The organism is Cytophagaceae bacterium, from assembly GCA_016722655.1.
In the GTDB taxonomy this organism is placed as follows: Bacteria; Bacteroidota; Bacteroidia; order Cytophagales; family Spirosomataceae; genus Leadbetterella.
On the sequence record JADKIR010000004.1, the window covers coordinates 1,858,409 to 1,871,275 of the forward strand.

The window sequence follows — 12,867 nt, forward strand, 5'->3', positions numbered from 1 at the left end:
GTGTTATCTAAAAGCTCCTTTTAAAAAAGCCGCAAATTCTGATGTCATTCGCGTTCCTGAAGCAACTAAATCCCAGTTTCTGTAAACTATTTTTCCTGTGTCATGATTGAGCCATTTGCGTCGCTTAATTTTCAAAAACAAGCCTTGCCACGAAGTGGAAAATCCCTCACAGATTCTTCTTCAAAGTACCCTTTGGATTCAAGTTTTTGACCTCCGAATTCTTTAGGAATTAGATTTCGTTCTGCAATATGGATATTGAAAGAACTTTCTAATTTTTCTACTTTAACTACTTCAAAGTATTCAAATAAGCCTTCTGGTAGAAGTAATTGGATTAAGTCTTGGTTCAATTTCTATTATTTAGAACCCAAAATAAATAAGTTTTCTTTATCCCCCCAACTTTTTTGATTGATCCAAAAAGACTCAAAGCGAAAGTTTTGGGTCTTTTTTTTTTAGAATTCTACTGTGGTAATTCGAAATCGTCAATTATTCTTATTGTGTTATAAAAATTTAAATTTCGAATACCTTTTTCAAAATTGATTTCCGGGAAAATAATCTCTTATTTTGTAATTGGAGTGGAGAAAGGTTTCCGTTCCCCAAAAAATCTTCAATAAACTCATGCCAACAAAAATCGATATCGAAAACATATATGCTGCTGCCTCAAATCTAAAAGACGTAGCGATTAAAACTCCATTGATGCTGAATAAGAATCTTTCAGAGAAATATGGTGCTAACATTTATCTGAAAAGGGAAGATCTTCAGGTGGTGCGATCCTATAAAATCAGAGGGGCATATAACAAGATGGCCAATCTGAGTCCCGAGCAACTAAAAGGAGGAGTAGTATGTGCATCTGCTGGCAACCACGCCCAGGGAGTAGCTTACGCTTGTCAGAAAATGGGTGTAAAAGGCCTGATTTATATGCCTACAACCACCCCCGCCCAGAAGATAAAACAGGTGAAAATGTTTGGAAAAGAGTGGGTGGAGATTCGGCTGGAAGGAGATACTTATGATGATTCTTTTGATGCTGCACAGCGGCATATTGTAGAAGAGGGTGGGGTTTTTGTGCATCCTTTTGATGACGAACAAGTAATTGAAGGTCAGGGAACGGTAGGCCTGGAGATATTTAAAGATGCCGATTTTAAAATTGATTACCTGCTCTTCGCAATTGGTGGCGGAGGTTTATCGTCAGGAGTGTGTACGGTGTTCAAGACATTGAGTCCCAAAACCAAACTGATAGGCGTTGAGCCCGAAGGGTCACCTACGATGAAGGTTTCGATTAAAAATAACAAAGTAACACCTCTCGAACACATTGATAAATTTGTGGATGGTGCCGCTGTGAAGCGTGCGGGTGACCTCACTTTTGAGATTGTTAAAGACAAACTGGATGATATTTTGTTGGTTCCCGAAGGGAAAGTTTGCTCCACCATTCTTCAGCTTTACAACGAGGAGGCCATAGTAGCTGAGCCGGCGGGTGCCTTGAGCGTGTCGGCTTTAGATTTTATCAAAGAAAAAATCAAAGGCAAAAACGTAGTCTGCATCATCGGTGGTGGAAACAATGATATCACCCGGACAGAAGAAATAAAAGAGCGATCGTTGCTTTATGAAGGCCTGAAACACTATTTCATTATCAGGTTTTTACAAAGATCAGGTGCATTTAAAGAGTTTCTGGAAGAGGTATTGGGCAAAACGGTGGACATTGTGTTTTTTGAATATTCGAAAAAAACCTCCAGAGAGCGAGGCCCTGCTTTGGTTGGTTTGGAACTCAGTAACAAAGATGAATTCCCGCATCTGCTCGAAAGGATGAAGGCAGCCAATGTACAGTTTACCTATATCAATGATAAACCCGATTTATTTGAGTTTTTGATTTGATTTTGTTTAATTTTGGAAAGTTTCAAATAATTTCGCACCGCCTGTTTATTTCTTCAGACATTATCAAATGCCAGATTTTTGAAGGTCTGGAATTTCCGGCTGAGGATGTTTTGAAAGATTGAGTTCAATGGACTTTTATTGTCCAGTATTTTGAATATTAACTTGAGCATTTAAGTGTAATTATAAAAATATCCTAAATTTACCACTTGATAATCTATCCAGCAGTATGGAAACAATTTTTATTGAAAATTCACAACCCCGGTTGGTTCTGGCTAGCAAAGAGAAAAGACTAATTAATTTCTTGGTTGATTACCTTGTTTCAATCTTTTTAGCCGGCTTATTATCATTGATTTTGAACCTAATTCTGGATTTTTCCGGCATTTTTATGGAATATAGTTTTCTGGAAAATGATGCAATTTTTGTATTGTTTTTTTACTTTTTTTGGCCGTTTTATTATATCGTTTCGGAGAGTTTATTTGGAAAAACAATCGGAAAATCCATCACGAAGACCAAAGTGGTAGATTTTAATGGAGAAAAGCCGGCATTTTGGAGAATATTGATTCGTTCTTTTTCCAGATTTTTACCCTACGAACCTCTTACATTTTTTAGTCAAAAAAGATTCGGATGGCACGATAAAGTGTCGCGAACAAAAGTGGTGAACGAATAAGATTTCCCCTACTACTCCAACAAGCCCAATATATCCTTCTCAGACAGTGACTTAATAAACCCTTCTTCAGCCGTAATCAGGTCATTAAATAGCTGTTTTTTAGAATTTTGGAGATCCAAAATCTTTTCTTCGACCGTATTTTTGGTGATAAATTTATAAGAAAAGACCGTTTTGGTCTGGCCAATCCTGTGGGCTCTGTCCACAGCCTGTGCTTCAATGGCTGGGTTCCACCAGGGGTCAAGCATAAATACATATTCAGCAGCGGTAAGGTTGAGTCCCACACCACCGGCTTTGAGAGAAATCAGAAATACTTTCGGTTCAGAATCATTCTGGAATTTATCCACCAAATCCATACGGTTTTGGGTAGCTCCATCAAGATAAAGGTATTTGGTATTTTTTTCTTCCAATTTGTTTTTTATCAGAGCCAGGTGTTTTGTAAATTGGCTGAATACCAGCACTTTGTATCCTTCGTTTACAACTTCTATGAGCTTATGCATAATATCCTTGTCTTTGCCCGATTCCCCCTCAAAGTGTTCATCGACCATCAGTGGGTTGTTGGCCAGTTGACGGAGTTTGGTAAGGCCCTGTAGTACCAAAATACTACTGCTTTTTAGATTTTCTTTACCTATATTTTGCAAAAGTTGGTTTCTGATAAATGACTTTGTCTCCTCATATATTTTCTCTTGCTCAGTGGTCATCTGGCAGTATTGAACAGTTTCTATTTTCTCGGGCAATTCTTTTGCAACCTGGCTTTTCTGCCTTCTGAGCATAAAAGGCTTGATGCGATTGTAGAGTTTTTTCAGCGTGTCTTCATCTTTTTGTTTTTCAATTTGCTGTTGAAACTGATTTTTGAAATAATTCATACTCCCCAAAAGACCGGGGTTGATGAAGCTCATCTGTGTCCAGAGGTCCATGGTGCTGTTTTCGAGCGGCGTACCGGTAAGGATGATACGGTTGTTGGTGTAAAGTTGGTTTACACTGTTAAAAATCATCGAGCCGGGGTTCTTGATGGCCTGCGATTCATCCAGAATGGCATAATTGAATTTAAAATTTTTAAGAAAATCAATGTCCAGTCTAAGCACACCATAAGAACATATCACCAGATCGTAAAATCCAAATGCCATGGTGTCTTTGTATCGATTGGAACCGAAATGTATTAAAATCCTGAGTTTTGGAGTAAATTTCTGAGCTTCTTTCTGCCAGTTGTAAATCAAACTGGTGGGCATTACCAGCAGGCTGGGAGTTTCAGGCTTTTCATCAGCAATTTTCTGCAAAAATGCCAGCGTAGTAACAGTTTTACCGAGACCCATATCATCGGCAAGGCATCCTCCAAACTTATATTTTTTCAGGAAATGTAACCAATCATAACCTGCTTTTTGGTAGGGTCTCAGGATTCCCTTGAAGTCCTCAGGTAGCGGTATTTCCTCTATTTCTTTAAACTCCCGCAAAGCCATAAGCTTACGGTTGATTACTGTATTGGCCAGCCCTTCGTCTGCCAGACTTTGTATGAGTCCGATCTGATATTTTCGAAGTTTCGGAGTTTCGTTATCATCAATTTCAATACTTTCAAACAACTCGGAGTATTGTGAAAACCAGGTTTGAGGAATCAAAGCCATTTCGCCATTGGGTAGCTCAAATTCCTTTTGCCCCTTCAGGATATAGTTTCTGATTTTTAAAAAAGGCAACTTAAATTCTCCAAATTGCACCAATGCATGGATATCAAACCAGTCGTGATTTTCCTCGATTTTGATTTCCATTTTCGAATACCCCAGAAAATACTTCACCGCATTTTCTTTGTTTTGGGTTATTTTTATTCCGGCCTCTTCCAGAGCGGGAGCGTTTTGATTGATCCAGTCAATGGCATCGTGTTTGGTAGTGCTCGAACGACCACTTCTGAGGTCAAGGCCATGGTTTTTTAGAAAATGAATGGTTGCTTTCTCTGCTTCAAGGTTTTTGTCAACTTTATGAAACGTCCAGCTTTCTTCATTTTTTTCAAGAAAAACATGTGCCGGGGAGCTGAAATTATCATGCTTGAAATTATAAGTACCGTAGTTAAATGAAAGCTCAAAGACAAATTTGCTATCCTGCGATGAAGAACCGGTATTTGATTCAAACAGTGAACCACTTTTGCTCGCATTTACCTCTGTCACAAGGATTTCAGCTTTGCTTTCATGTTTTTCTCTTTGAATTTCAAACCCTTTTGAAAAAACCTTGAAATTGGCTACCAGCGGCACAATAAATTTGCGGTAATAGGTTTCCTCAATTTTTTTTGGAATAACAATATTGGGCTTGTTGAGGAATGGTTTAAGTTTTTTACCGTCAGCATATTTATCAAAAAGGTACAGTTTGCCTTCGACCAAGAGTGCTGCCGGGAGATCGTTAACGATGTAGGCATTTTTAAATTGAAACTTTATCTTTTCCTCTCCACACTTAATTATGGGGTAATATATAGTTTGGTCTTCTTGTTTTTCAAAGTGAAAATACGCCCTGGCAGGTTCCTGTATAACCTCTATTTCTTTCCAGGTCGGGATGCCATCGTTACCCATTACAAAAACAGGTTTATTTTTCAGGTGCATGAAAATCTCCCTTTTGTAATTTTCGATATACGAAAGTATGGTGGCTTTCAGTAACTTATCGCCCTTTTCTTCGTTAAAAATTCTGGAAAAAAAGTCTTGTGCTGAAAGTTTCTTATTGTTAAATTTTTTCAGAATCTCATCTTGCTGAATAGCATCGGTCCATTTTACGAGGTCTTCGTCGCCTTTTTCCAGCTGGGCCTTAAAGTCTTTAAAGTTTACACTTGAGATATTTTGTGTTTGATAAGTGATCTGACCCTTGGCATTAAGCTGGGCAACATATGATTCGACCAAAAAACCGAGGAATTCGTGCTCATAAAGACTAAAAATAAGTTTAAACGGCTCAGATGGCGAAACGATCATATAAGAATTTTAAAAAAAGGGAATCAAAAGTAAGCGATTGAGGGCTTTCGACAAAAATTAAATGTGTCCATCGGGAAATATTTTATCCACAGCCGGTGCCCTTTCATCCTAAATACCAATCTTAATCAAAAAATTCCTATTTTTGCATTCTGAAAAATATTGAACCGAATAACCAATACCAAATAATTTATGGGATACGGATTACTTAAAGGCAAAAGAGGAATTATTTCAGGAGCTTTAGATGAAAATTCTATTGCCTGGAAAGTAGCTTTGAAAGCCAAAGAAGAAGGAGCGATTTTTACTCTCACCAATGCTCCGATAGCTATGAGACTAGGTGAAATCAATAAATTAGCTGAAATATGTGAAGCAGAAATTATCCCTGCTGATGCTACCTCCGAAGAAGATATCGAAAATCTTTTCACCAAATCAATGGAAGTGCTGGGTGGTAAACTCGACTTTGTGTTGCACTCTATTGGTATGTCGCCCAATATTCGTAAAGGAAAAGAATACGGCGACCTTAATTATGACTGGTTTAAACAAAGCGTTGATATTTCGGCTCTTTCTTTTCACAGGTTTTTGCAAACTTCCGAAAAGCTTGACGCTATGAATGAGTGGGGGTCTATTGTAGCCCTAAGTTACATTGCTGCACAGCGTACTTTTGCTTTCTATACCGACATGGCCGACGTGAAAGCTTTGCTTGAGTCGATTGCCCGTAGTTATGGTTACAGATACGGAAAATTGAAAAAAGTAAGGGTAAATACCATTTCTCAGTCTCCTACCATGACGCGTGCCGGTAGCGGTATCGGTAGTTTTGGCACATTCTATGAATATGCCGAGAAAAATTCACCTTTGGGTAATGCATCTGCTGATAGCTGTGCCGACTATGTGATTACGCTATTCTCGGATTTGACCCGAATGGTCACTATGCAGAATCTTTTCCATGATGGTGGTTTTTCGATGACCGGTGTGTCAAGAGAAATCCTGGAGATGATGCTTCCCGAAGATCAAAAATAAGCTTTAGAAAGACTCTAAATACAAAAGGCGGATCTCAATGGTCCGCCTTAATTGTATAATCTTTATTCAACCCTATTTCTTTTTGAAAAAATTAAAAACCAAATCCGAAATCAAATAACCCATCACTCCACCATAAAGCGTAGAATTTAAAGGTTTTGATGTAATCGGACATGTACCGGATGTACAACCAATCTCATGCCAGTATAAATAGCCACCTATTCCTCCTACAATCACCCCAATAGCCGGTACTATTAATTTTTGATAATTCATGTTTTTTACCGTATCTCTTAATTTATTCATTCTTTTGTAACTTCTTCAAATTCTACAGTTTCCGGGTCAGTATTTTTGTCTGTTTTAGCATTTTGCTGTGGCACACCGCAGGCACCGCCCATACAACCAGTATTGGTTATAGCCTGGAAGACAAACAAAGCCCCGATCATTCCCACACCGTAGTTTCGCTCGCTGATACTGTTTATAACAAAATATCCTCCGATAAACAACCGCAACCATCTCACAAACGACCAGCCAGTCAACAAGGTCTCTTTCATTTATTTTTTTTATTTATAGAAAATGACTTCGAAATCTATTTTCGATATAATTATATGAACATATTTTCATATAATCAAAAATTCCTGAAAATAGTTCTGTAAATATGTTTTTTTTTGGCGGGGAAAGCGGAAGTTGATTTGTGCTAACATTTTTTTAGGTACAAATTTTGAAAAGTAAAATCATATTAAAAATTAAATATTTTGTATCGATTCCAACGATTTTCACAAGAATAGTATCTTATTTTCAAAGAGGTTTAAGGGTAATTGAAGGCGGGTCAACGGTTTTCTGGCGATCCGCCCTTCAAAATCTAAAAAACACTGTGATGTTGGAGGATGGGTTTAAAAACAATCATTATGAAAAATCTGATAATAATATTGATGCTGGCAATGGTTTCGTGCAAAACCAATGATGCTATAGTGCCTTCAGGTGATAAAAACACAATAAATTCTATAACCAATGTAGGTTTTTTTAAAAAGTGGAAATTAGCTTCCTATGAAAACAGAAAAGCTCTCAATTTCAATGTAATCATGGAGCTCAAGCCTGAAAAAAACGAAAAGGGATTCTATATTTTAAATGGGAAAAGTACCATAAATTTTTACTATGCCGGATTTGAATACAATACCGATAATAAGACGTTCAGTATTAAAGACATAAGTGTGACCGAGATAGCAGGAGCAAAAGCCGATCAGGAAATTGAGACTGACTTTTTAACCAGGTTAGCTAAAATTGGAAAATATGAAATATCAGAAGATAACAAAACTTTAACCCTGATTTCAACGGGAAATTCTCCCCAAAAAATGTATTTCGTCATATCGGAATAAGCTTGATTTCAATTTTGATAAAGAATTTAAGTAAAATAATATTTTAAAGTTTTATGAAAAAAATAGTTTTAATCTTAGCCACTCTACCTCTTTTTTTGATAATGACCAATTGTGAAAATGCCCCCTCACCTGAAGGGAAATCGATTAGTATTTCTGAAAATTTTGCACAAAAGACCGACAGTTTTGCTTTTGATTTTTGGAAAGCTCTGAATAAAGACGAAAAACCGGAATCCAATTATTTTGTATCACCTCTCAGTTTGAATATAGCTCTGGGAATGCTCCTAAATGGTGCCGATACTGATACCAAAAATGAAATCCAGAAAATGCTGGGCTACGACTCAGAAAGTATGGAGGAAATCAATAAGACCTATAAAGAACTGATTGATAATCTGCCACTTGTTGATCCAAAAGTAGTAAACACAATTGCCAATTCAGTTTGGCAAAACAAAAACTTTACGGCAGAAAAAAGCTTTACTGATGCTCTCACTGCCAATTTTAATGCCCGCCTTTATACAGAAGATTTTGGGAATCAGGCTACTGTAAATAAAATCAATCAATGGGCTGCCGACAATACCAATCAGAAGATCAAAAAAATCCTTGATGAGATTAAAGCTGATGATGTGATGTTTTTAATCAATGCTTTATACTTTAAAGGAGATTGGAGCAAACAGTTTAAAACCGAAAATACCGTAAAAGAGGATTTTGCAGGTACAAAAACTACCAGACCCGTTGACATGATGAATCAAACTGAAGAGTTTAGGTTTGTTGAAAATGAGCAACTTAAGATGGTGGAACTCCCCTATGGAAACGAAAAGTATTCCATGAAGGTTTTGCTTCCCAAAAATAATGATTTGCAAAAGACAATAGCTGAAATGACACCCAATACCTGGAAATCACTCGAAAATAGTATGACCAAACAAAAAGTGGTTGTTGGCCTGCCTAAGTTCACATTAGAGTATTCCAAAAAATTGAATTCCGTATTAGAAGGATTGGGAATGAAAAAAGCCTTTTCTGATCAGGCTGATTTATCGAAAATCATGAAACCCGCCGGTAAAATCAAGGTAGGATTTGTAAAACAGGATACATTCCTGGCAATAGATGAAAAAGGGACCGAAGCTGCCGCAGTGACATCTATCGGCATAGTGTTGACTTCGATGCCGGTTTATCCCGAGATTATTTGTAATCAGCCATTTGCTATAGTTATTACTGAAAAAACTTCCGACACCATTATGTTTATCGGAAAGATTGCTAATCTATAAGACATTATAATTTTTTGAAAAAATGAAAAAATTAATTTTTATCCTGATCGCAGGTTTGCTTTCGTGGTCATGTACCGACAACTGCAGGCAAACCCGGACCTATAAAGCCACAGTTCCTTTTTCGATAGGGCAGGAGCAGATCAGAAGCGGAGTTGCGGTTGAGGCTCCAAGAGAACTCGAAAATCCGGGTAAAATATATGCCTATGGAAACTATCTGTTAATTGGTGAAACCAAAAAGGGCATTCATATCATTGATAATTCTGTTCCTTCCAGTCCTAAAAAGCTATCTTTTCTGAAGATTCCGGGAGTGATAGATATGGCGATCAAAGACAATGTGCTTTATGTTGACAGCTACACTGACCTTGTTGCTTTTGATATTTCTAATCCTTTGTCAGCCAAGGAGATAGGGAGAAAGACGAACGTATTTAATTATGGTTTGGTGGATGGTGTTTCATGGTATTATGATCCCTATTCCAAAATAATTACAGATTATGAAATCAAAATCGTAACCGAAACCATCAATACCAACTGTGGAGAAAATAGTACAGTTTGGCCCGTTTACAGAGGCGGTGTGTATTATGAGTCGGCAAAAGACCTTTCAACCAGCAACGGTGCCACAGGGGCAAATGGCACCACCGGAACTGGTGGATCTATGGCAAGATTTACAATTTTTGACAAATACCTTTATGCAGCCACTCAATCTGACTTGTTAGTTTTTGACATAAGTACTGCTGAAAAGCCCGATTCTGTAAATAAAATTAATCTGGGTTGGGGTATCGAAACGATTTTCCCGTATAAAGACAAACTATTTATTGGCAGCAATACAGGCATGTACATTTTTGATAATTCCAATCCTGCCAAGCCGGTAAGGCAGTCGATATTCCAACATGCCAGAGCCTGTGATCCGGTGGTGGTTGAGGGTGACAAAGCTTATGTTACGCTTCGTCAGGGTTGGTGTGGGCAGTCGCCAAATCAACTGGATATAGTCAACATCAGTAGCCTTACCAATCCTTTTTTGATAAAATCATATACGATGGACAATCCTCACGGATTATCAGTGATGGCAAGTAAACTCACCCTTTGTGAGGGTAATTTTGGATTAAAAAGCTATAATGTGGCAGACCCTACCGATATCAAACTTCAACAACATATAAAAGGCATCAATGCTTTTGATGTGATTCAGCTTGACAACAATCTGTTGCTGATGATTGGTGATGACGGATTTTATCAATACGACAATTCTGATCCGAAAAACCTGAAACTTCTAAGTAAAATTGAAGTAAAAAAGAAGTAATAAGTATTTGATAATGAATTGTATATATCAATTAGAAAACTGAATCAAAAATGAAAAATATTTCAATAGCATTTGTTTTAATGGTTGCCATGTTTAGTACTGGTTTTGCTCAAAAAACTAAAATTTTTAAGTATCCCTTTGTAAACCAAACGGAATTTGGTCTTTTGCCAGGTAGAGTAAAGGAGATGAATTATTACTATCCATATTATTACAGCTATTATCCCAATCCGGTAGTGCCCGAACAAACCTATACCACCAAAAATGTGGCGAGTTTAAGTTTACAGACTTTCAATGGTTTTAAAATCAGAAAAAATACTACTTTGGGGCTAACGGTGGGTATTGATTCCTATGCAAGTGTATTGGTAACACCCATAGCTCTGGGAATCAGACAGATAATGGTAGAGAAGTCTGACAAAGGTGCAAAATTACAATTGGGAATTGATGCAGGTTATGGATCTACAGTATTTAATCCCAAAAACAGTCAGACCGAAACCCATGGTGGTATAATGTTAAATCCGGCATTAGGGTTTATTTTTCCAACAAAAAATGGATCTGCCTGGCTGATAAATTTTGGATATAAATACCAGTATCTGGAGCTGAATTCGTCCTATCCCGAAGACTACTATTATTCTGTAAATGAAACCCGAAACCTCAACCGTTTGCAGATCAGATTGGGATTTGAATTCTAAATTTTGGAAGATTTAGTTTTATCTATATCAATTTCCTTTATTTTTTATCTGAAAATTAACGTTTTGGCAAAAAATTTGATGTAAAATATATGGTTAATTATGCCATTTTTTACTAATTTTTTTACCAGAATAATGTTTAGAAAAGTTTTACTCCCGGTACTTTTATTGCCGTTTTTATTTGTCTCATGTGATAAAACCGAGCAAGAAGTTGTGCCTGCTTTATCAATAGTAGGAAATTATGAATTTCAGAAAGTTGAAATCAATGTTGACGGTCACAAGCTTGAGATTCCGAATGAATTTGAAAGCCGCGAGGCAAAATTCAATGAAGACGGAACGTTTGTGATGCCTGATGGTCTCGAATTTTTCGATGGGAAATATAAATATGATGACTCTAAAAGAATAATAACTTTTGGAGAACCTGAAAGGGTTGATTATCAATTTAATAGCATTTGTAAAGTTTCTCTTGCAGGATCAGAAGTAATATTTGAAACTCAGGGGATGTCTTTGACTGATATTGAAAATGCCACAGTTATCACGCCTGAATCATTTTTATTGATGTTTGCATTGCTTAAATTAGACACAAGTGATTCAGCATATCAGGCCTGGGAAGCTAAAGTGGGCAATAATCCTCAAAAATTCTCTTTGGTTTATTCCTTAAAAAAGAAATAATTTTTTTAGCTAAATTATTATCCGGGTAATCGATAAGATACCCGGATTTTTTTGTTTGTGCCCTATTTTGTGTTTCTGATTTCCACTTTTTATTTCTAACTGCTATCTTTGAAGGGAAAAATCATTGGAAATGCCCAAAATACCTTTAACTGTAATAGTCCTTACCTACAATGAAGAAGAAAACATTGAAACCTGTCTTGGAAGTATTTATGACTGGGCCTCGGAGATTATTGTAGTGGATTCGGGCTCAACGGATGATACAGTAAATCTGGCAAAAAAATATACTGAAAATTTATATCAGCATCCCTTCGAAAACTACTCTGCTCAACGCAACTGGGCATTGAAAAATGTCAAAATCAGCAACGAATGGATTATGAATATCGACGCCGACCACGAAGTTAGCCCGGAATTTAAAACCGAACTCAGCACACATTTTGAAAAGGGTATTCCTGAAAATATAAAAGGGTTTATGGCCTCCAGAAAGACCATATTTTTAGGGAAGTGGGTGAAACATGGTGGCCATTTTCCGATTTATCATGGGGTGATTTTCAAAAAAGGCTTTGGATATTGTGAGGATAAATTATACGACCAGCATTTTGTGATTGAGGGCGAAAGTCTGATTTTAAAAGGTACAATAATCGATACAATCACAGATACACTGGCCAACTTCACCGAAAGACATAATAAATGGTCAACCCTTGAAGCCATCGATGCATTGAGCATGACCACCCAAACCGGAGCCGGAAATACCATCAAACCCAATAAAAATGGTAACCCCATGGAACGCCACCGATACAAAAGAATGAAATACTACCAATCTCCTATATTTTGGCGATCTTCATTGTATTTTATTTACAGATATTTTTTTAGAATGGGATTTTTAGATGGAAAAGAAGGTTTGATTTTCCATTTTCTACAGGGCTTTTGGTTTAGATTTTTGGTTGATGCCAAGATTTTTGAGGCTGAATATTTTGCAAAGAAAAAAGTTAGCAAAAAGGCTGCAGTTAAATAGGGAAAGACCTCAAATAAAAAAACTGAGAAAATGCGAGAATTATTTTGTTTTACAAAACATTAAAAATAATTAGCACATTAACACATTAGCA

At 36.9% G+C, this 12,867-nt stretch carries 13 protein-coding genes and 1 pseudogene; 10 read left to right on the forward strand and 4 right to left on the reverse strand.

Translation table 11 applies throughout. The annotated features are described in order from the left end of the window. Window positions 1-3: 3 nt before the first annotated feature. Window positions 4-347, reverse strand: a pseudogene (locus tag IPP61_08535) (transposase). A 268-nt stretch (window positions 348-615) separates the two neighbouring features. Here IPP61_08535 and ilvA point away from each other — a divergent pair. Then, the gene (gene ilvA, locus IPP61_08540) at window positions 616-1,866 is read left to right on the forward strand and encodes a threonine ammonia-lyase (GenBank protein ID MBL0325211.1); all 1,251 of its coding nucleotides are present in this window, start codon (window positions 616-618) and stop codon (window positions 1,864-1,866) included. Between the two features lie 226 nt (window positions 1,867-2,092). Then, the gene (locus IPP61_08545) at window positions 2,093-2,533 is read left to right on the forward strand and encodes an RDD family protein (GenBank protein ID MBL0325212.1); all 441 of its coding nucleotides are present in this window, start codon (window positions 2,093-2,095) and stop codon (window positions 2,531-2,533) included. An 11-nt stretch (window positions 2,534-2,544) separates the two neighbouring features. On the opposite strand, the gene IPP61_08550 is transcribed toward IPP61_08545, so the two are convergent. Beyond that, the gene (locus IPP61_08550) at window positions 2,545-5,469 is read right to left on the reverse strand and encodes a DEAD/DEAH box helicase (GenBank protein MBL0325213.1); all 2,925 of its coding nucleotides are present in this window, start codon (window positions 5,467-5,469) and stop codon (window positions 2,545-2,547) included. A 189-nt stretch (window positions 5,470-5,658) separates the two neighbouring features. Here IPP61_08550 and IPP61_08555 point away from each other — a divergent pair, with 189 nt between their 5' ends. Then, the gene (locus tag IPP61_08555) at window positions 5,659-6,483 is read left to right on the forward strand and encodes an SDR family oxidoreductase (GenBank protein MBL0325214.1); all 825 of its coding nucleotides are present in this window, start codon (window positions 5,659-5,661) and stop codon (window positions 6,481-6,483) included. A gap of 72 nt (window positions 6,484-6,555) precedes the next feature. On the opposite strand, the gene IPP61_08560 is transcribed toward IPP61_08555, so the two are convergent. Then, window positions 6,556-6,753 carry a hypothetical protein gene (locus IPP61_08560; GenBank protein MBL0325215.1) on the reverse strand — a complete coding sequence of 66 codons (198 nt, stop codon included), beginning with the start codon at window positions 6,751-6,753 and terminating at the stop codon, window positions 6,556-6,558. Window positions 6,754-6,779: 26 nt separating this feature from the next. Continuing rightward, entirely contained in the window at window positions 6,780-7,031 is a 252-nt protein-coding gene (locus IPP61_08565; GenBank protein MBL0325216.1) for a hypothetical protein, read from the reverse strand. Window positions 7,032-7,198: 167 nt separating this feature from the next. Here IPP61_08565 and IPP61_08570 point away from each other — a divergent pair, with 167 nt between their 5' ends. From IPP61_08570 to IPP61_08600, 7 genes are all read left to right on the forward strand, one after another. Then, the gene (locus IPP61_08570) at window positions 7,199-7,441 is read left to right on the forward strand and encodes a hypothetical protein (protein MBL0325217.1); all 243 of its coding nucleotides are present in this window, start codon (window positions 7,199-7,201) and stop codon (window positions 7,439-7,441) included. Next, window positions 7,386-7,853: an META domain-containing protein gene (locus IPP61_08575; GenBank protein ID MBL0325218.1), complete on the forward strand. Its 468-nt coding sequence runs from the start codon at window positions 7,386-7,388 to the stop codon at window positions 7,851-7,853. Before IPP61_08570 ends, IPP61_08575 begins: the two co-directional genes overlap by 56 nt. 53 nt (window positions 7,854-7,906) lie before the next feature. Next, window positions 7,907-9,112, forward strand: a complete 1,206-nt coding sequence (locus IPP61_08580; GenBank protein ID MBL0325219.1) for a serpin family protein — start codon at window positions 7,907-7,909, stop codon at window positions 9,110-9,112. 22 nt (window positions 9,113-9,134) lie between these two features. Beyond that, window positions 9,135-10,406, forward strand: a complete 1,272-nt coding sequence (locus IPP61_08585) for a hypothetical protein (protein MBL0325220.1) — start codon at window positions 9,135-9,137, stop codon at window positions 10,404-10,406. Between the two features lie 50 nt (window positions 10,407-10,456). Next, on the forward strand, window positions 10,457-11,095 hold the full coding sequence (locus IPP61_08590) for a hypothetical protein (GenBank protein ID MBL0325221.1): 639 nt from the start codon (window positions 10,457-10,459) through the stop codon (window positions 11,093-11,095). Between the two features lie 132 nt (window positions 11,096-11,227). Further along, entirely contained in the window at window positions 11,228-11,764 is a 537-nt protein-coding gene (locus IPP61_08595) for a hypothetical protein (GenBank protein ID MBL0325222.1), read from the forward strand. 130 nt (window positions 11,765-11,894) lie between these two features. Continuing rightward, window positions 11,895-12,776 (forward strand): glycosyltransferase family 2 protein, encoded by an 882-nt coding sequence (locus tag IPP61_08600; protein MBL0325223.1) that lies wholly within the window; start codon window positions 11,895-11,897, stop codon window positions 12,774-12,776. Window positions 12,777-12,867: the final 91 nt, after the last annotated feature.